The organism is Pseudomonas sp. GW460-LB5 (assembly GCF_059423245.1).
Genome location: NZ_JBWKXT010000084.1, coordinates 1 through 19,862, shown reverse-complemented (window position 1 = coordinate 19,862; position 19,862 = coordinate 1). Strand labels below are relative to the sequence as shown.

Here is a 19,862-nt window from a genome sequence, read left to right as displayed (position 1 = left end):
GGGCTGGTGGTGTTGACCCAGCGGCGTGGGGCGTTTGAACCGGTTTCTGCCTGATGGATTTTGGGGCCGCTTTGCGGCCCTTTCGCGACGCAAGGCCGCTCCCACATTGATCGGTGTACACCGTACCGTTGTGGGAGCGGCCTTGTGTCGCGATGGGCTGCGAAGCAGCCCCAACGATAGCGGCTACAACATCTTCTCCAAGCCAACCGCCTTGCTGATCCACGCGTTGAACCGCCGCCACATCCCACCCGGTTCAGACGTCAGCACGTGCCGCTTGCCATTGTCCTCGGTCGCCCACACCAGCTTGCCCCCCACCAGCTTCACCTGGTAACTCAACGCAGGCGCCATACCCTGTTGGGCCAGCTCGCGGGTGTACTCCGCCAGCTCCGGGCTGTCCACCAGCACTCCAACCTCGGTGTTCCACAGCACAGAACGCGGGTCGAAGTTGAACGAGCCGATGAAGGTCTTGCGCCGGTCGAATACGATCGCCTTGGTGTGCAGGCTCGAATCCGAACTGCCACGAAAACTCAACCGCCCCGCGCTTGGGTCGCCTGGCTGCCGGCGAAGCTCAAAAAGCTGCACCCCGTGCTCCAGCAAGGCCCGGCGATAGGGCGCGTAGCCGCCATGCACGGCCGGCACGTCGGTGGCTTCCAGCGAGTTGGTCAGCAGCTTCACCGAAACGCCAGCGTCGGCGCGGCCGGTCAGGTACAGCAGGCCCGGTTCGCCCGGCACAAAGTAGGCCGATGCCAGGATCAGTTCGCGGTGCACGTTGGCCAGGTCCGGTGCCAGTTGCTGGCTCAACAGCAGCTGTGGGTCCGGTTCGTTGTCGGCCAGCACCTTGTTGGGTGCATCCCACAGCACTTGGGCGTGGGCCCAGATCAGCTCGTTGCGCCACACGTCCAGGCGAGGCTGCGACTGGTAGGCCATCAGGCGGTCGTACAGGGCTTTGCGTTGGGTCCTGGCTTCGGCCAGCGACACTTCCAGGCGATGGCGGCTGGCACGCAGGTCGTTGGCATTCGGGTCGCGCCAGAGGAAGTCGGCGATCGGTCGGCTGAGGGCGCTGTTCCAGTACTGGTCGAAACTGTGCCCCAGCTGCTCGGCCACCGGGCCAATACCCAGCAGGTCGATGTCGGTGAAGTTGAGGTTGGGCTCGGCATCGAAATACTCGTCGCCCAGGTTACGCCCGCCGACAATCGCCATGCTGTTGTCCACCAGGAACAGCTTGTTGTGCATGCGCCGGTGCTGGCGCGACAGGTTGAACAGCCGGCCCATGGCGCGGGTCACGCCAGTGCTGCGGCCCAGGTGCAGCGGGTTGAACACGCGGATCTGGATGTTGGGGTGGGCATCGAGGGTGCCCATGATGGTGTCCAGGCCGTCGCTGGTGGTGTCGTCCAGCAGGATGCGCACACGCACGCCACGGTCGGCTGCACGCAGCAATTCATGCACCAGGGCGCGGGTGCTGAGGCCGTCGTGGACGATGTAGTACTGCAGGTCGATGCTCGCCTGGGCGTTACGGATCAGTTCGGCACGGGCGCGGAACGCTTCATTGCTGTTGGGCAGCAGGCGAAAGCCCGAGCGGCCGCCGTAAGGCGCGGCCTGGCGCAGCACCGAGCGGCCAAAGGCGGAGTCATGGGCGGGCAGCGCCTGGCTGGTTTCGCGGGGCGCGCTGACGCTGGTGCAGCCGGCAAGGCCGAGCAGCAGCACCAGCAGCAGGGGCAAGGCGTGCTGGAGTCTCAAGGGTGGACCGTCCTGTGCAGCAAGGGCTTTGGGGTTGGACCGTGGCGGGCGGCGCAAAGTTACGCGTCGGCGCTTTCTTCATCCAGTAGACGAAGGGCGGTTTCACCTACCTTGCGCACAGCGGCCTCGATCTGAGGCGTCGGCCGCGCGGCGAAGTTCATGCGCAGGCAGTGGCGAAACTTGCCCGAGGCCGAGAAGATGCTGCCCACGGCAACTTGCACACCTTGCTCCAGTAAAGCCCGGTTCAAGCGCAGCGTATCGAAATGTTCGGGTAATTCTACCCACAGCATGAAGCCACCTTGGGGGCGGCTGACCCGGGTGCCCGTTGGAAAGTAACGGGTTACCCATTCGCTCATCAGGTCGCGGCCACGCTGGTACTGGCTACGCATGCGCCGCACGTGGGGCTGGTAGTGGCCGCCGGCGATGAAGTCGGCGATGGCCAGCTGCGGCTGGCTGGCGCTGCTGCCGGTGCTGATGTACTTCATGTGCAGCACCCGCTCCAGGTAGCGCCCGGGCGCCACCCAGCCCACCCGCAGGCCGGGGGCGAGGGTCTTGGAAAATGAGCTGCAGAACAGCACGCGTCCATCGTCGTCGAACGACTTGATAGTCCGCGGACGCGGGTAGGTGTAGGCCAGGTCGCCGTACACATCGTCCTCCAGAATCGCCACGTCGTAGCGCTGCGCCAAGCTAAGGAGGGCCTTCTTTCGGGCCTCGGGCATGATGTAGCCGAGCGGGTTGTTGCAGTTGGGGGTGATCTGGATGAGCTTGATCGGCCACTGCTCCAGGGCCAGTTCCAGCGCCTCCAGGCTGATGCCGGTCAGCGGGTCGGTGGGAATTTCCAGCGCCTTCATGCCTAGGCCCTTGAGGGTTTGCATGGCGCCGTGGAAGCTGGGCGAGTCGACTGCGACGATGTCGCCTGGCTCGCAGACCGCGCGAATGCTGCACGACAGCGCCTCGTGGCAGCCGGTGGTCACGACCAGGTCGGCCGGGCTCAGGCGGCAGCCGGAGTCCAGCATCAACCGCGCAACCTGCTCACGCAGGGCCAGGTTACCGTGGATGTTGTCGTAATACAGGCCGGGCATGTCCTGCCGCCGACTTAACTGAGCCAGGCTGCGCAGCAGGGGCTTCAGGGTAGGGGTGTTGATGTCGGGCATGCCACGGCCGAGCTGGACCACATCCTGGCGCGGCGTGCTGCGGATGAGCTCCAGCACCTGCTCCCATTGCGAAATATCCACCGGGCGCTGGGCCGGGCGGCTGACGGCGGGCAGCGCTGGCAGCTGGCGGTGGTCGCTGACGAAGTAGCCGGATTTGGGCCGGGGCGAGACCATGCCGCTGTCTTCCAGCATGCGATAGGCCTGTTGCACGGTGCTCAGGCTGACCCCGTGTTCCACGCTCAGGGCGCGCACAGAGGGCAGGCGCTGGCCAGGGCGATACAGGCCTTGCTCGATACGGGCGCCGAGCAGTTCGGCCAGGTTCAGGTAGAGGGTCACGGCATACTCCTGCGCTGCATTGGCATAGCGACCGGTACAGTTGGGCTGAAAATACAGCATTCAGTCGGCCAACGGCCAATTCTGTATGGGAATAATAAGGCTGTATTGGCTCTGTATTGTCGATGGTGCCGACGCGCATCCTTTCTCCACGGTATCAACTGAACGAGAGGGTGCGGTGATGGGCGGCATGAGCGATGTGCGCTTGCAACTGATGGCCAGTGAACTGGAAGCCGGGCAGCAGGCCAAGGTATTCAACGCGCCGCAAGGGCTTGGGCGTTGGGGGCTGATGCTGCATCGCTGGCATACCCGCAGGGCGCTGTTGCAGCTGACGGATGACGAGTTGCGCGATGTCGGGCTGAGCTGGGAGCAGGCCCGTACAGAGGGACGTAAACCCTTCTGGAAAGACTAACAACGAGACGCTGCGCGGCCGCTCCTACACCGACCGCGGCAGTTTTCAGATCAACTCTTTAAGCCTGTGCCACAGCATGCCCAGCGCCAGCAGTGGCGAGCGCAGGTGCTTGCCGCCGGGGAAGGTGATATGCGGCACGTTGGCGAACAGGTCGAAACGCCCGCTTGCCTGGCCACTGATTGCCTCGCCCAGCAGGCGCGCGGCCAGGTGGGTGGCGTTGAGCCCATGGCCTGAATAGGCCTGGGCGTAATACACGTTCGGCTGGCTGGCCAGGCGGCCAACCTGCGGCAGGCGGTTGGCGCCGATGCCGATCATGCCGCCCCACTGATAGTCGATGCGCACGTCGGCCAGCTGCGGGAACACCTTGAGCATCTTCGGCCGCATGTAGGCGGCGATATCTTTCGGGTCGCGGCCTGAATAGTGGCAGGCACCGCCAAACAGCAGGCGGTGGTCGGCAGACAGCCGGTAGTAATCCAGCGCCACGCGCTGGTCACACACCGCCATGTTCTGCGGCAGTAAAGCGCGGGCGCGTTCTTCGCCTAGCGGTTCGGTGGCGATGATGTAGCTGCCGGCCGGCAGCACCTTGCCGCCCAGCTCGCGGTTGAGGCCGTTGAGGTAGGCGTTGCAGCACAGCACCAAGGTCTTGGCGCGTACCCGGCCCTGGGCGGTATGCACTTGCACCTCGGGGCCATAGTCGACGCGGGTAACCTCGGACTGCTCGAACAGCTTCACGCCCAGCCGGCTGGCCACCGCCGCTTCACCCAAGGCCAGGTTGAGCGGGTGCAGGTGGCCGGAGCCCATGTCGACCAGGCCGCCCACATAGCAGTCGGCGCCGACCACGCTGTGGATATCGTCCTTGCCGACCAGCCGCAGCTCATGCGCATAGCCCAGGCTGCGCAGTTCTTCGGCGTCTTCGGCAAAGCCCAGCAGCTCGGCCGGCTTGTTGGCCAGGTCGCAGTAGCCCCAGGTCAGGTCGCAGGCGATGGCATGTTTCTCTACCCGCTCGCGCACGATCTGCACGGCCTCCAGGCCCATCAGCCTCATGCTGCGCACGCCTTCCTCGCCAATCACCGGCAGAAACTGTTCCAGGCCGTGGCCGACGCCGCGGATCAACTGCCCGCCATTCCGCCCGCTGGCGCCCCAGCCAAGTTTGCGCGCTTCCAGCAGGATGACCGAAAAGCCGCGTTCGGCCAGCTCGATGGCGGTGTTCAGCCCCGAGTAGCCGCCGCCGACGATGCAGACATCGGCGCTGTGCTCGCCTTGCAGGAAGGAGTAGTCAGGGTGTGGCGCGCTGCTGGCGGCGTAATAGGAGGCGGCGTGCTGCGCGCTGTGGATCATGGGCTTGGTCCTGAGGCTGGTGGGCTAGGGGAGGAGGATAAGTCGGGGTGGGGTAGTGGGCAACAAGGCGAGGGCAGCGCCCTCGTTCGCGGGCAAGCCCGCGAATGGGCTTATAATCCAACTTATCAATCAGCTTTGTACTTGCCCATGTCCTGCAACCGTCACAAGATCCACTTCCTGCGCGAACTCATCCCCTCGTTCGAGTGCGAGCCCGGCTGCCACGATTGCTGCGGCCCGGTCACCACGTCGACGGAAGAAATGGCCCGCCTGCCGCGCAAGTCCCAGGCCGAGCAGGAAGCCGCTCTCGAGCGCCTGGACTGCGTGCACCTGGGCCCCAACGGTTGCACGGTGTATGAAGAGCGCCCCATGATCTGCCGCCTGTTTGGCACCACACCACGCATGGCCTGCCCGCGTGGCCGTGGCCCTGAGCCGATGATCGAGCCCGCAGCCGAGCAACTCGTGCACCAGTTCATCGCCACCACCCGGCAGGTGCTGGTCTAGTCTCAGTCCGGGATCGGCAGGCAGAGGCTTTCTTTCACCTCTTCCATCACGATGTAGCTCTTCGATTCGCGCACATGCGGCAGCTTCAGCAGAATGTCGCCAAGCAGCTTGCGGTACGACGCCATTTCCGAAATGCGCGCCTTCACCAGGTAGTCGAAGTCACCTGACACCAGGTGGCATTCCAGCACGTGGGGCAGCTTCAACACCGCGCGGCGGAACTCTTCGAAGGTGTCGCCCGACTTGTAGTCCAGGCTGATTTCCACGAACACCAGCAGGCTGCCCTTGAGGTGCTGCGGGTTCAGGCGGGCGTTGTAGCCCATGATGATGCCCTCGCGCTCCAGACGGCGAACCCGCTCGGTGCAAGGGGTGGTGGACAGCCCAACTTTCTCGCCCAGTTCGGTGAAGGAAATACGCCCGTCATTCTGCAAGATCCGCAGGATGTTACGGTCGATCTTGTCCAGTTCACGCTTGCTCTGGTGCTGGGTTCTCATAGGGGATGCCCCTCCGTGAAAGGCGATTTTGCCGAGAATTCTCGCCAATAATAGGCTTTTATATAGTGAATTGCACTGGTCTCAAATTCCTATACTGCGCCCATTCATGCCATATCAATAAAAGTCTGCGGCGTGCCGCGTGTGAGGGATATAACGATGCGAGTTCTGGTACTTGGTAGCGGTGTAATCGGAACCGCCAGTGCCTATTACCTGGCCCGGCAAGGTTTTGAAGTGACGGTGGTCGACCGCCAGCCGGCGGTGGCCATGGAAACCAGTTTTGCCAACGCAGGCCAGATCTCGCCCGGCTATGCCTCGCCCTGGGCCGCCCCAGGCGTGCCGCTGAAGGCCATCAAGTGGCTGCTCGAGCGCCACGCCCCCTTGGCCATCAAGCTCACCGGCGACGTCGACCAGTACCTGTGGATGGCGCAGATGCTGCGCAACTGCACCGCCAGCCGTTACGCGGTAAACAAGGAGCGCATGGTGCGCCTGTCCGAGTACAGCCGCGACTGCCTTGACGAACTGCGCGCCGAAACCGGCATTGCCTACGAAAGCCGCTCCCTGGGTACCACCCAGCTGTTCCGCACCCAGGCCCAGGTGGATGCCGCGGCCAAGGACATTGCCGTGCTCGAGCAGTCTGGCGTGCCTTACGAACTGCTGGACCGCGACGGTATTGCCCGCGTCGAACCGGCCCTGGCTGGCGTGAAGGACATTCTGGCCGGTGCGCTGCGCCTGCCTAACGACCAGACCGGTGACTGCCAGATGTTCACCACCAAGCTCGCCGACATGGCCATCAAGCTGGGTGTGGAGTTCCGTTTTGGCCAGGACATCCAACGCCTGGACTTCGCGGGCGATCGCATCAATGGCGTGTGGATCGACGGCAAGCTGGAAACCGCCGACCGCTACGTGCTTGCGCTGGGCAGCTACTCGCCGCAGATGCTCAAGCCGCTGGGTATCAAGGCCCCGGTTTACCCGCTGAAGGGTTACTCGCTGACCGTGCCGATCACCAACGGCGACATGGCCCCGACCTCGACCATTCTGGACGAGACCTACAAGGTCGCGATCACCCGTTTCGACAACCGTATCCGTGTTGGCGGCATGGCTGAAATCGCCGGTTTTGACCTGTCGCTGAACCCGCGTCGGCGCGAAACGCTGGAGATGATCGTCAACGACCTTTATCCTCGCGGCGGTGACCTGAGCCAGGCCAGCTTCTGGACCGGGCTGCGTCCGGCGACCCCGGACGGCACACCGATTGTTGGTGCCACGGCGTTCCGCAACCTGTTCCTGAACACCGGTCACGGTACCCTGGGCTGGACCATGGCGTGCGGTTCTGGTCGCCTGCTGGCCGACCTGATTGCGCGCAAGAAACCGCAGATCAGTGCCGAAGGCCTGGACATTTCCCGTTATGGCAACAGCCGGGAAGCGACCAAGCACGGGCAGGGCGCGCCGATTCACCAGCAGTAATCGCCTGCACCGGCCCATTCGCGGCTAAAGCCGCTCCCACAGGGATCGCATGGCCTTGGCCATTGTGCGGTCCCTTGTGGGAGCGGCTTTAGCCGCGAAGAACCCAACACCGTTTTCAACCTGTGAACCACCATAAGGCAGCCGCCATGCGTCCCGCCCGCGCCCTGATCGACCTCCAGGCCCTGCGCCACAACTACCGTCTGGCCCGTGAACTGACCGGTGCCAAAGCCCTCGCCGTAATCAAGGCCGACGCCTATGGCCATGGTGCCGTACGCTGCGCCCTGGCCCTGGAGGCCGAAGCCGACGGCTTTGCCGTTGCCTGCATCGAAGAGGCGCTGGAGTTGCGCGCCGCCGGTATCAAGGCCCCGGTGCTGTTGCTGGAAGGCTTCTTCGAAGCCAGCGAGCTGGCGCTGATTGCCGAGCACGACCTGTGGTGTGTGGTGCATTCGCTTTGGCAACTTGAAGCCATCGAGAAAACCCAGCTGCACAAGCCGCTCACCGTCTGGCTGAAGCTGGACAGCGGCATGCACCGCGTCGGCCTGCACCCCAAGGATTACCATGAGGCCTACCAACGCCTGCTGGCCAGCGGCAAGGTTGCGCGCATCGTGCTCATGAGCCACTTCGCCCGCGCCGACGAGCTGGATGCCGACGCGACCGCCCAGCAGATTGCCGTGTTCGAGGCCGCCCGCCAGGGCCTGGCCGCCGAGTGCAGCCTGCGCAACTCGCCTGGCGTGCTGGGCTGGCCGCAAGCGCCTGGCGACTGGGTACGCCCGGGCCTGATGCTGTACGGCGCCACGCCGTTCGAAGTGCCCCAGGCCCAAGCCTCACGGCTGCAACCGGTAATGACCCTGCAATCGCGGGTGATCAGTGTGCGCGAGCTGCCTGCCGGTGAGCCCGTGGGCTACGGCGCCAAGTTTGTCAGCCCACGGCCAACCCGTGTAGGCGTGGTCGCCATGGGCTATGCCGATGGCTACCCGCGCCAGGCGCCCAATGGCACCCCGGTACTGGTCGCTGGCCAGCGCACCCAGCTGATCGGCAGGGTGTCGATGGACATGCTCAGCGTCGACCTCACCGACGTGCCGCAAGCCACTGTCGGCAGCCCGGTCGAACTGTGGGGCAAGCAGATACTGGCCAGCGAAGTGGCCGCCCATGCGGGTACTATCCCTTACCAGATTTTCTGCAACCTGAAGCGTTTACCGCGGGACTACATCGGCGAATGACACGCTGAAGCGGACAGGTTGAGGGGTGGTGTGTTGTAAATACTGAACGGCATTGCCATGATATCGTTCACATCCATCCCCCTTTCCACCGTTTCAGGAGGCTCCAGCTTTGGACGTCGGCGAACGACTGCAAGCCATCCGCAAGCTCAAGGGCCTGTCCCAGCGCGAACTCGCCAAGCGTGCCGGTGTGACCAACAGCACCATCTCGATGATCGAGAAGAACAGCGTGAGCCCCTCCATCAGCTCGCTGCGCAAGGTGCTGAGCGGCATTCCCATGTCCATGGTCGAGTTCTTTTCGGTCGAGCTGGAACCTGAAAGCCCCACTCAGATCGTCTACAAGGCCCACGAGCTGATCGACATCTCGGACGGTGCGGTGACCATGAAGCTGGTCGGCAAGTCGCACCCCAACCGTGCCATCGCGTTTCTCACCGAGGTATACCCGCCAGGTGCCGACACCGGTGCCGAAATGCTCACCCACGACGGCGAAGAAACCGGCATCCTGCTCGAAGGCCGGCTGGAGCTGGTGGTCGGCAACGAGATCTTCATTCTCGAAGAAGGCGACAGCTACTACTTCGAAAGCACGCGCCCGCACCGCTTTCGCAATCCGTTCAACCAGCCCGCACGCCTGATCAGTGCAGCGACGCCATCAAACTTTTGATCCAGCGCAGTGCATTGATTCGGCAATACCCCTTTCCAGTGTAGGGTCGTTTCACGGCCTCTGGGTTCCCGCTATACTTTTCAACGCTCGCCGTTCCGTGGCCGCGAGCGTGATTAGCCACCATGAGGGTGTTCGCGTGAACCAAATCAAGAAGATGCTGGCCGTACCAGCAGCCGTATTCGCCCTCTGGGCAATGAGCGCAACCGCTGCAACCAATGACGACATTGCCAAACGCCTCGAGCCGGTTGGCCAGGTGTGCGTCCAGGGCCAGGAATGCAAAGGCATGGAAGTGGCTGCTGCAGCGGGGGGCGGGGGAGCCAAGACGCCAGATGACATCATCGCCAAGCACTGCAATGCCTGCCATGGCAGCGGCCTGCTCGGTGCACCGAAGATTGGCGATACCGCCGCGTGGAAAGAACGCGCCGACCACCAGGGCGGGCTGGATGGCATCCTGGCCAAGGCCATTACCGGCATCAACGCCATGCCGCCCAAGGGCACCTGCGCGGACTGCTCGGATGACGACCTGAAAGGGGCGATCAAGAAAATGTCCGGTCTGTAAGACACAGCTGAATTGCATGAGGCCCGCCTTTGATGGCGGGCTTTGTTTTTTGTGCTGGCTGCCCTGGCCCTTTCGCGGGGCAAGCCCGCTCCCACAAGAACACCACTGCCTTCAGGCTGTGAGGTGCCAGTGGGAGCGGGCTTGTCCCGCGAAGAGGCCGGTACAGGCAACCAACCCGCCAGTGCCATGTCCAACCCCTGAACCCATGGATGTCTCAGGAGGCCCTGATGCACCTCTGCTCCATCGACCAGGCTGTCGAGCAGGTCTTGTCCCGGCTGCCAGCCCATATTCACATGGGCCTGCCTTTGGGCCTGGGGAAGCCTAATGCTTTCGTTAACGCCCTCTACGCCCGCGTGCGCGAGCTGCCCGAGCGGCAGCTGACTATCTACACCGCGCTCTCTCTGGGCCGCCCGCCATTGGGCGATGGCCTGCAGCGGCGGTTTCTCGAACCCTTCGTCGAGCGTGTCTTCGCCGACTACCAAGAGCTCGACTACCTCGCTGACCTGCGCAACGACAGCCTGCCGGCGAATATCCGCGTCGAGCAGTTCTTCATGCAGCCCGGTAGCCTGCTGCACAGCGAGGCTGCCCAGCAGGACTACATCAGCAGCAACTACAGCCACGCCGCACGCGATATCAACGCCAAGGGCCTGAACCTGGTCGCGCAACTGGTGGCCGCCACACCTGAAAGGCCTGTTCACCTGAGCCTGGCCTGCAACCCCGACATCACCCTCGACCTGCTGCCGATGATCGCCAAGCGCCGCGCGGCCGGCGAAACCATCCTCATGCTGGGCCAGGTGCATGCCGAGCTGCCTTACATGCCGGGCGATGCGGAACTGCCCATTGATGCGTTCGACCTGCTGCTCGATGAAGCCGAGCAACGTCGCCTGTTCTCCACCCCGAACATGCCGGTCGGCACCCAGGACCACTGCATCGGCTTGCACGCCAGCACGCTGGTACGCGATGGCGGCACCCTGCAGATCGGCATCGGTGCCATGGGCGATGCAGTCGCCGCCGCGTTGCTGGCGCGTCAGGGTGACAACGCCGGCTACCGCACCTTGCTCGACGAGCTGGATACGGGCCCGTGGCATGCGCTGATCGAGCGCGAAGGGGGGCTGGGGACGTTTGCCCAAGGCCTGTACGGCTGCAGCGAGATGTTCGCCAATGGCCTGTTGGTGCTTGCCGAAGCAGGCCTGCTGCGGCGCCCGGCCGATGAGCAGGGGCCCGTGGTGCATGGTGGCTTTTTCCTCGGCCCTCAGGCGTTCTACCAGCGGTTGAGGGAGATGCCACTCGAAGCGCGTGCGCGGTTTGCCATGACCCGCATCAGCTTTATCAACGAGTTGTACGGGCAGGAAGAACTCAAGCGGCGCCAGCGCCGCGATGCGCGCTTCATCAACACTGCGTTCGCCATGACCTTGCTCGGCGCCGGGGTGGCCGATCAGCTGGAGGACGGCCGCGTGCTCAGCGGCGTTGGCGGGCAGTACAACTTCGTCGCCCAGGGCCACGCGCTGGAAGGCGGGCGTTCGATTCTGCTTTTGCGCAGCTGGCGCGAGGCAGGCGGGGAGGTGACCTCAAACCTGCTCTGGACCTACGGCCACTGCACCATCCCCCGGCACCTGCGCGATATCGTGGTGACCGAATACGGCATTGCCGACTTGCGTGGGCAGACCGACAGCGAGGTGATTGCGCGGTTGCTGGCGGTGAGCGATTCGCGGTTCCAGCAGGGGCTCATCGAGCAGGCAAAAGAGGCCGGCAAGCTGCCCAAGGGTTTTGAGCTGGACGCTCGTTTTACCGACAATACGCCGCAGCGGTTGGAAGCGATCAGGGCGCGGCATGCGCGGCTGTTCCCGGAGTATCCGATGGGGACGGACTTTACAGCTGAGGAGCGGGACCTGTTGCGGGCACTGAACTGGTTGAAGAGCAAGTTCAAGCTGAGCGAGGTGCTGGAGCTGGGCAAGGCAGCGTTGGATGCGCCGGGGCCGGAGGGGTATCAAGGGCACCTGGAGCGGATGGGGCTGGACGCTCCGCAGGGATTGAAGGAAGAGCTGTACCAGCGCCTTTTGCTGGCAGGGTTGCCGGCGATGGGGCCGGTACAGGCTTACTCGATGAAGCTGACCACACCACCTTCCAGCGACTTCACCCGGGCCAGCGACTCAACGCGGTAGCCCTGGCTGTCCAGCTCGGCACGGCCGCCCTGGAACGACTTCTCGATCACGATACCCAGGCCAGCCACGGTGGCGCCGGCCTGTTTGATGATCGAGATCAGCGCCTGCGACGCCTTGCCGTTGGCCAGGAAGTCGTCGATCACCAGCACGCGGTCGCTGCTGTTGAGGTGGCGTGGCGAGATGGCCACGGTGTTCTCGGTCTGCTTGGTGAAGGAGTACACCGAGGCAGTCAGCAGGTTCTCGGTCAGGGTCAGCGACTGGTGCTTGCGCGCAAAGATCACCGGTACGCCCAGCTTCAGGCCAGTCATCACGGCCGGGGCAATGCCCGAGGCTTCGATGGTGACGATCTTGGTCACGCCGGCGTCGGCGAACAGGCGGGCGAACTCGTCACCGATCAGCTGCATCAGCGCCGGGTCGATCTGGTGGTTGAGAAACGCGTCGACTTTAAGAACCTGGTCGGAAAGCACGATGCCTTCTTCGCGAATCTTCTGATGCAGTGCTTCCACTTTGTTTTCCTCGATGTAGCAAAGGTCGCCGCAAATAGCGGCAAAGTTAAAGAGTAATGGTTGATCAGCGTTTGAGCATTGCCCGGATATCGGCCAGGGCGTTGTTGCCGCGTGCGGCCTTTACCTCGACCGGCGCATCGTCCAGGCCCTCCCAGGCCAGGTCGTCCGGAGGCAGTTCGTCAAGGAACCGGCTGGGCGTGCAGTCGATGACTTCACCGTACTGCTTGCGCTTGGCAGCGAAGGTGAAGGCCAGGGTCTGGCGCGCGCGGGTGATGCCCACGTAGGCCAGGCGGCGTTCCTCTTCGATGGTGTCGGCCTCGATGCTGGAGCGGTGCGGGAGGATTTCCTCTTCCATGCCCATGATGAACACGTACGGGAACTCCAGGCCCTTGGAGGCGTGCAGGGTCATCATCTGCACACCTTCGGCGTTTTCTTCCTCTTCCTGCTGGCGCTCGAGCATGTCGCGCAGCACCAGCTTGCCGATGGCATCCTCGATGGTCATGTCACCCTCTTCGTCCTTCTCAAGGGTGTTTTTCAGCGCTTCGACCAGGAACCAGACGTTGCTGATACGGAACTCCGCCGCTTTGTCGCTGGCGGTCTGCTGGCGGATCCAGTTCTCGTAGTCGATGTCGCGGATCATCTCGTGCAGCGCGGCGATCGGGTCTTCCAGGGCAACCTTTTGGCGTACCCCGTCCAGCCAGTGCTTGAAGCGCTGCAAACGCTCGGTGTAGCGGGCGTCCAGGTGCTCGCCAAGGCCCAGCTCTTCGCTGGCGGCGTACATCGAAATGCCCCGCTCGGTGGAATAGTTGCCAAGCTTTTCCAAGGTGGTGGAGCCGATTTCGCGACGCGGTACGTTGATCACCCGCAGGTAGGCGTTGTCATCATCCGGGTTCACCAGCAGGCGCAGGTAGGCCATCAGGTCCTTGACCTCCTGGCGGCCGAAGAAGCTGTTGCCGCCCGACAGGCGATATGGCACCTGGTGGTGCTGCAGCTTCAGTTCGATCAGCTTGGCCTGGTAGTTGCCACGGTAGAGGATGGCGAAGTCGCTATAGGGGCGGTTGGTGCGCAGGTGCAGGGTGAGGATTTCCATGGCCACGCGTTCGGCCTCGGCTTCCTCGTTCTTGCAGCGGATGACGCGGATCTCGTCGCCCACGCCCATCTCGCTCCACAACTGCTTCTCGAACGCGTGCGGGTTGTTGGCGATCAGCACGTTGGCACAGCGCAGGATGCGGCTGGTGGAGCGGTAGTTCTGCTCGAGCATGACGATTTTCAAGGAAGGGTAGTCCTCCTTGAGCAGCATCAGGTTTTCGGGGCGCGCACCGCGCCAGGCGTAGATCGACTGGTCGTCGTCGCCCACCACGGTGAACTGGTTGCGCATGCCGATCAGCATTTTCACCAGCAGGTACTGGCTGGCGTTGGTGTCCTGGTATTCGTCCACCAGCAGGTAGCGCACCCGGTTCTGCCAGCGTTCGAGCACCTCGGGGTGCTCCTGGAACAGCTTGACCGGCTGCAGGATCAGGTCGTCGAAGTCCACCGCGTTGAACGCCTTGAGCGTGCGCTGGTAGTGGGTATAGACGATGGCGGCCGTCTGCTCGCGCGGGTTGCGCGCCTTTTCCAAAGCCTCGGGCGGCAGCACCAGGTCGTTCTTCCAGGCACCGATCATGTTCTTGATCTCGTCGATGCCGTCGTCGCCGGAGTACTCCTTCTGCATGATGTCCGACAGCAACGCCTTGATGTCGGACTCATCGAAGATCGAGAAGCCCGGCTTATAGCCAAGGCGTTCGTGCTCCTTGCGGATGATGTTCAGGCCCAGGTTGTGGAAGGTACATACCGTCAGGCCACGGCCTTCCCCCGGACGCAGCAACGTAGCGACCCGCTCCTTCATCTCGCGTGCGGCCTTGTTGGTGAAGGTCATCGCCACGATGTACTGGGCACGGATGCCGCAGTTCTGGATGAGGTGGGCAATCTTGCGCGTGATCACGCTGGTCTTGCCCGAACCTGCACCGGCGAGCACCAAAAGAGGGCCGCCGACGTAGTCACGGGCTTCCTGCTGCCGGGGATTGAGTCGGGACATGCTAGAAACCGGGGGTCGCCAGAAAATAGCCGCGCATTCTAACAGGCATGGGGCGGTTGTGGCGCGACCGTCTGACGTCTGAGTCAGACTTTTGTCTGTCCCATTATTAGTGCGGCTAATGCTACTAGAGGAAAAAATCATATTTGCCGCTTCCCCTCGTTTCGAGCAGGATGCACGACAAAATACGTCGGAATGCTACGGTCGCAAATGCATGTATAAAAGTGAAAATCATTTTCATTAATGCAGTAGCATAATGGCTGATATCGTTGCACCGTGAAGTCCTAAGGAGCCCGCTTGTCCACGCCTGTCGAACCTTTGCGTTTGCTGCTGTTGGCTGATGAGCCGCAATGGGCCGCCTTGTTGCACGCATGCATGCCTGCCCTCAACGGCAGTGCAGTGCTGCTGACCGCGCCTGACTGGGACGCGGTGGATAGCCTGTTCAGCCATGATCGCCAGGCCGTGGTGCTGGCAACCCCAGCCCTGCAGCCGGCACCTGGGCGCTGCGAGCTACCGACCATCCTGCTGCTCGATCACGAGCCTGAGGTGGCGCCCGGCGCGGTCAGCGACTGGCTGGTACGCGACCAGCTCAATGCCGACGCCCTGCGCCGCTCGCTGCGCCATGTGCGCGAACGTGGAGTGCTGGTGGCCACCTTGCAGCGCCTGGCCGAACAGGACCCATTGACCGGCATCGCCAACCGCCAGGGCTTTCAGGCCTTGCTGACCGCGCGGCTGGCCGAAAACGATGGCCGTGGCATTGCCTTGGGCCACCTGGACCTGGACAACTTCCGCCACGTCAACGATGCGCTCGGCCACCAGAGCGGTGACCGCCTGATTCTGCAAGTGGTGGCGCGGATGCAAAACCAGCTGGAGGCTGGCGACCAGCTGGCGCGCCTGGGCAGCGACGAGTTTGCCTTGCTGATCGACACCTGACGCGACGCCAACCGCGCCGAATGGATCGCCGAACGCATCATAGAGGCCTTGGCCGAACCCTACTGGATCGACGGCGAAAGCCTGCTGCTGGGGTGTAGCCTGGGCTTGGCCCATGCCCGCGCGCAGAGCGGCGCCGACCCGCTGATGTGGCATGCGCACATTGCCATGCGCCAGGCCAAGGGCAGCCAGGGCTGTACCTTCCATGTGTTCAACGAGCGCATCAATCGCAACGCCCGCAGCCTTGCCGACCTGGAAAGCGAACTGCGCCGCGCGCTGCGCCGTGACGAGCTGGAGCTGCACTATCAGCCGCGGCTCGACCTGGCCGATGGGCGCATCGTCGGCCTGGAGGCGCTGGTGCGCTGGCGCCATGCCGAACGCGGGCTGTTACCGCCCAGCGAGTTCGTGCCCCTGGCCGAGCAGAGCGGCCTGATCGTGCCGTTGGGCTACTGGGTCATCTCCCGCGCCTTGCGCGACATGCAGGCGCTGTGCGAGCGCGGTCTGGAGCCGTTGCACATGGCGGTAAACCTGAGTTTCCGTCAGTTCCAGGACAGCCAGCTGCTGGCCACCCTGAGTCGGCTGATCCTTGAGCATGGGGTGGACGCGCGCTGGCTGGAGTTCGAACTGACCGAAACGGCGGTGATGCGCCGCAACGAGCTGGTGCGCCAGACCATGGACGCCCTCGGCCGCCTGGGCGTGCGCTTCTCCCTAGACGATTTCGGCACCGGGTTTTCTTCGTTCGTGCACCTCAACAGCCTGCCGATCACCTTGCTCAAGGTGGACCGCAGCTTTGTTGCAGAAATGGAAATGCGCGAGGAGAACCGCAAGCTGGTGCACGCCATGATCAACCTGGCGCACAACCTCAACCTCGAGGTGGTGGCCGAAGGGGTGGAGAGTGAAGAGCAGCTGGCCTTGTTGCGCGGGTTTGGCTGTGACCAGGTGCAGGGCTTTTTGGTCAGCAAGCCGCTGCCGGTCGGGGAGCTGATCGATTTTTTGCTGAAGGTGCCTGGCCGTCAGCTGAATGTTGTCCCTTAGGGCCCTTTCGCGGGCACGCCCGCTTCCACAGGGACCACGCAATCCTGTGGGAGCGGGCGTGCCCGCGAAGAGGCCCCGAAGTCAGGCCGAAGCAGCAGCCTCTGCACGCGCTTGCGCCTTCCCCAATAACCGTTTCATTCGCCACTCAAAGCCAAATGTCAGCGCCACTGCCGCACATGCCAGGCCCAGCGCCAGCCCCCACCAGATCCCCACGGCACCACCGCCCAGGGTAAAGGTGAACAACCAGGCGCTCGGCGCACCCACCAGCCAGTAGCACACCAGCCCGATCAGGAAGGTGGTCTTGGCATCTTTCAGCCCACGGATCGAACCCATGGCAATCGTCTGCATGCCGTCGAACAGTTCGAACCATGCCGCCACCATCAATAACTGCACAGCCACCCGGAAGATCGCGGCAAAGGCCGGATCATTGCGGTCGATAAACAGTCCTACCAGCGCTTCGGGCAGCAGCAGGAACAGTGCGGCGAAGGCAAACATGATCATTGCCCCAAAGCCGATGCCCACGCGCCCGGCGCTGCGCGCCGCCAGCAGGTTGCCAGCGCCGTAGTACAAGCCCACGCGCATCGTCACCGCATAGGACAAGCCCGTCGGCACCATGAACGCGGTGGACACGATCTGCAGGGCGATCTGGTGCGCCGCCAGTTCGGTGCTGCCCAGCACACCCATGCACAGCGCAGCGAAGGCGAACAGGCCCACTTCCACCATGTAGGTGCCGCCAATCGGCAAGCCCAGCCGCCACAGCTCGCGCAGGGCCGGCAGCGACGGGCGCGACAGGCCTTTGCGTAGCGGGTAGGCGGCATAGGCCGAATGCCAGCGGATGTACAGCGCCAGGGCGATGGCCATGCCCAGCGATACCACTGCGGTGACCAGGCCGATGCCCATCAGGCCCAGTTTTGGCAGGCCGAACATGCCTTCGATCAACGCCACGTTGAACAGGTAGTTGAGCACCGTGCCGACCACGCTGATCACCATCACCGGGGTCGAGCGGCCCAGCGCGCTGGTAAAGCCACGCAAGGCCATGAAGGTCAGGTAGCTGGGCAGCGCCAGTGGCAGCAGGGTGAGGAATTCGGCGGCCGAGGCAACGTTTTCGGGCTGTTGCCCGAACAGCAGCAGTACTGGCTCGAGGTTCCACAGGGCCAGCGCGGCGATCAGCGCCAGGCCCCAGGCCAGCCACACGCCGTTCTGTGCCAGGCGGGTGGCACCTTCGATGTCGTTGGCGCCCTTGCGGATCGCCACCAAGGTGCCGACCGCAGCGATCACGCCCAGGCAAAAGATCGACACGAACGAGTAGCTGGCCGCACCCAGGCCGCCACCGGCCAGTGCCTGTGGGCTGATACGGGCCATCATCAGGGTATCGGTCAGCACCATCAGCATATGCGCCAACTGCGAGGCGATCAGCGGCCCGGCCAGGCGCAGCAAAGCCTTGAGTTCTGTGGTGGGCGCGACATGCATGGGGGCGGTCCTTTCCTGGGAAAACAACGAAGGGCGATTCTGAGGCTTTGGTCAACTTTGTTCAAAAGGATAAAAGCGATCATTGGCATGAGTCTGACTCATGTATATATGCTTATTGATGATTAGTTTCACAGCCCGGTATGGCAGGTACCTCATGTCCCGACAGCTCCCTCCGTTGTATGCCCTGCGCGCATTCGAAGCTGCCGCGCGGCATTGCTCCTTCACCCGTGCCGGCGAAGAATTGTCGATTACCCAAAGTGCTGTCAGCCGGCATGTCCGCACGCTGGAAGAGCACTTTGCCTGTCGCCTGTTCGTGCGCAGCGGCCGCAGCCTGCAATTGACCGAAGCGGCGCGGGTGCTGTTGCCGGGCGTGCGCGAAGGCTTCGCGGCGCTGGAGCGGGCCTGCGATAATTTGCGCGGTGAAGATGACATCCTGCGCATGAAAGCCCCATCGACATTGACCATGCGCTGGTTGCTGGCGTGCCTGAGCCGGTTCCGGCACTTGCAACCGGGTAACGAAGTGCAGCTGACCAGCGCCTGGATGGACGTCGACCACGTGGACTTCAACCAGGAGCCATTCGATTGTGCGGTGCTGCTCAGTGATGGCGTGTTCCCGGCGGAGTGGGAGGTGCGCAAGCTGTTTCCAGAGTTGCTGATCCCGGTCGGCGCGCCCGACCTGCTCGACGAAGAACCCTGGGATGTGTGCCGGCTGGCCTCTATCGAACTGCTGCACCCCACGGTGGACAAGCGTGACTGGCGGGAATGGCTGGAGCGCATGGGGCTTGGCGACAAGGTTTCGCTCAAGGGCGGGCAGGTGTTCGACACCCTGGAGCTGGGCATGATTGCCGCAGCGCGGGGCTACGGGATTTCCATGGGTGATTTGCTGATGGTGGCCGAAGATGTGGCGCAGGGGCGGTTGAGCCTGCCTTGGCCGACAGCAGTGCCCAGTGGGATGGACTACTACCTGGTATGGCCGCGCACCCGGCCGGGTGGCGAGCGGTTGCGGCGCTTGAGTGACTTTCTGGCAGACGAGGTGGCGGCGATGGATCTACCGGATGTGGAAATCCTGCCGCCTCTCTGATCGCCTGTACCGGCCTCTTCGCGGGCTCGCCCGCTCCCACAGGTTTGTCGTATGCCTTGGACCGACACTGCACCTGTGGGAGCGGGCAAGCCCGCGAAGAGGCCGAGACGGTTTTACATCGAACCCAGGTTCAACGCTTGTGCGCAAGCCTGCAGCGAGCGGCGCTCGCTCTGCGCATACAGTGCCAGCTCATCCTGCACCGGCAGCCCCAGCGCGGCTTCGAATGCATCCCGGTTGGCATTGCTGCCGTACTCGGCCTGCGCATCGTCGCCCAGGTTGGACTGGAAGATCCCCGCTGCGCTCACCGGCAGGAAGTCCTCGTACACCAATGCCTCGAAATGCACATGGCCAGCATCGATCAGCCCCTGCAGGGTGGTTGGGCGGCCTTCCTGGTCACGCGCAGCCCGGCCTTTCTCGGTGGCAAAGTAGCGGAAGTACGCCAGGCCTTGTTCACGCATCTGCGCCAGGTCATCCGGGAACTCGGCAAAGGTATCTTTGAGCAAGGCCATGTAGCGCTCGGCATTGGCTTCGGCCGGTGCGCCACCCAGGGCGGCGCGGGTGGCGTCGAGCAGCTTGTCGTACAGCTGGCGACCTTTCGGCGTCAGGGCTGCACCGCGTTGCTCGATTTCGCCAAAGCGCGCGGTGTGGCTGCCTTCGCTCCCCTGCTGGTCGCTGAACGCGACCTTTTCCTGCAAGGCCTTGAAGCTGGTCTGGCGCAGCAGGATCGGGTGGCGGCGGGTGGG

The 19,862-nt window shown here is 63.6% G+C and carries 15 protein-coding genes and 2 pseudogenes; 9 read left to right on the top strand and 8 right to left on the bottom strand.

Annotation, left to right across the window (positions count from 1 at the left end):
* Positions 1-183: 183 nt before the first annotated feature.
* Together AC07XM_RS29035 and AC07XM_RS29030 are read right to left on the bottom strand one after the other, a co-directional pair.
* A complete protein-coding gene (locus AC07XM_RS29035) occupies positions 184-1,737 on the bottom strand; it encodes a phospholipase D family protein (RefSeq protein WP_016489810.1) in 1,554 nt (517 codons plus the stop codon).
* A gap of 59 nt (positions 1,738-1,796) precedes the next feature.
* Positions 1,797-3,227 (bottom strand): aminotransferase-like domain-containing protein, encoded by a 1,431-nt coding sequence (locus tag AC07XM_RS29030; protein ID WP_161775551.1) that lies wholly within the window; start codon positions 3,225-3,227, stop codon positions 1,797-1,799.
* Positions 3,228-3,405: 178 nt separating this feature from the next.
* On the opposite strand from AC07XM_RS29030, the gene AC07XM_RS29025 reads away from it, so the two are divergent.
* On the top strand, positions 3,406-3,636 hold the full coding sequence (locus AC07XM_RS29025) for a DUF1127 domain-containing protein (protein WP_016489808.1): 231 nt from the start codon (positions 3,406-3,408) through the stop codon (positions 3,634-3,636).
* Between the two features lie 45 nt (positions 3,637-3,681).
* Here AC07XM_RS29025 and AC07XM_RS29020 read toward each other — a convergent pair whose 3' ends face one another.
* Positions 3,682-4,974, bottom strand: a complete 1,293-nt coding sequence (locus AC07XM_RS29020; protein ID WP_096426911.1) for an NAD(P)/FAD-dependent oxidoreductase — start codon at positions 4,972-4,974, stop codon at positions 3,682-3,684.
* Between the two features lie 147 nt (positions 4,975-5,121).
* On the opposite strand from AC07XM_RS29020, the gene AC07XM_RS29015 reads away from it, so the two are divergent.
* Positions 5,122-5,475: a YkgJ family cysteine cluster protein gene (locus AC07XM_RS29015; RefSeq protein WP_016489806.1), complete on the top strand. Its 354-nt coding sequence runs from the start codon at positions 5,122-5,124 to the stop codon at positions 5,473-5,475.
* 2 nt (positions 5,476-5,477) lie between these two features.
* Here the strand turns inward: AC07XM_RS29015 and dadR are convergent, their stop codons facing one another.
* Positions 5,478-5,966, bottom strand: coding sequence for a transcriptional regulator DadR (gene dadR, locus AC07XM_RS29010; RefSeq protein ID WP_003258963.1), 489 nt, complete (start codon positions 5,964-5,966; stop codon positions 5,478-5,480).
* Between the two features lie 156 nt (positions 5,967-6,122).
* On the opposite strand from dadR, the gene dadA reads away from it, so the two are divergent.
* The 5 genes and pseudogenes from dadA to AC07XM_RS28985 all read left to right on the top strand — a co-directional run.
* A complete protein-coding gene (gene dadA / locus AC07XM_RS29005) occupies positions 6,123-7,427 on the top strand; it encodes a D-amino acid dehydrogenase (RefSeq protein WP_016489805.1) in 1,305 nt (434 codons plus the stop codon).
* 146 nt (positions 7,428-7,573) lie between these two features.
* Positions 7,574-8,647, top strand: a complete 1,074-nt coding sequence (gene alr / locus AC07XM_RS29000) for an alanine racemase (RefSeq protein ID WP_102690130.1) — start codon at positions 7,574-7,576, stop codon at positions 8,645-8,647.
* A 109-nt stretch (positions 8,648-8,756) separates the two neighbouring features.
* Entirely contained in the window at positions 8,757-9,305 is a 549-nt protein-coding gene (locus AC07XM_RS28995; RefSeq protein WP_016489803.1) for a cupin domain-containing protein, read from the top strand.
* 154 nt (positions 9,306-9,459) lie between these two features.
* Complete coding sequence (locus tag AC07XM_RS28990; RefSeq protein WP_033731233.1) at positions 9,460-9,864, top strand: c-type cytochrome; 405 nt, start codon at positions 9,460-9,462, stop codon at positions 9,862-9,864.
* 227 nt (positions 9,865-10,091) lie between these two features.
* Positions 10,092-11,942: pseudogene (locus tag AC07XM_RS28985) on the top strand (acetyl-CoA hydrolase/transferase C-terminal domain-containing protein); the annotation flags it as partial.
* A gap of 17 nt (positions 11,943-11,959) precedes the next feature.
* Here AC07XM_RS28985 and AC07XM_RS28980 read toward each other — a convergent pair.
* Together AC07XM_RS28980 and rep are read right to left on the bottom strand one after the other, a co-directional pair.
* Complete coding sequence (locus AC07XM_RS28980; protein WP_003253535.1) at positions 11,960-12,532, bottom strand: xanthine phosphoribosyltransferase; 573 nt, start codon at positions 12,530-12,532, stop codon at positions 11,960-11,962.
* A 64-nt stretch (positions 12,533-12,596) separates the two neighbouring features.
* A complete protein-coding gene (gene rep / locus AC07XM_RS28975) occupies positions 12,597-14,606 on the bottom strand; it encodes a DNA helicase Rep (protein WP_023047188.1) in 2,010 nt (669 codons plus the stop codon).
* A 294-nt stretch (positions 14,607-14,900) separates the two neighbouring features.
* Between rep and AC07XM_RS28970 the strand changes: the two are divergent.
* A pseudogene (locus tag AC07XM_RS28970) lies at positions 14,901-16,568 on the top strand (putative bifunctional diguanylate cyclase/phosphodiesterase).
* Between the two features lie 81 nt (positions 16,569-16,649).
* On the opposite strand, the gene AC07XM_RS28965 reads toward AC07XM_RS28970, so the two are convergent.
* A complete protein-coding gene (locus tag AC07XM_RS28965) occupies positions 16,650-18,038 on the bottom strand; it encodes a NorM family multidrug efflux MATE transporter (protein WP_016489798.1) in 1,389 nt (462 codons plus the stop codon).
* A 154-nt stretch (positions 18,039-18,192) separates the two neighbouring features.
* Here AC07XM_RS28965 and AC07XM_RS28960 point away from each other — a divergent pair, with 154 nt between their 5' ends.
* Positions 18,193-19,119: a LysR substrate-binding domain-containing protein gene (locus AC07XM_RS28960; protein ID WP_016489797.1), complete on the top strand. Its 927-nt coding sequence runs from the start codon at positions 18,193-18,195 to the stop codon at positions 19,117-19,119.
* A 113-nt stretch (positions 19,120-19,232) separates the two neighbouring features.
* On the opposite strand, the gene AC07XM_RS28955 is transcribed toward AC07XM_RS28960, so the two are convergent.
* On the bottom strand, positions 19,233-19,862 hold a 630-nt coding region (locus AC07XM_RS28955), incomplete at its 5' end, for a VOC family protein (protein WP_146026084.1).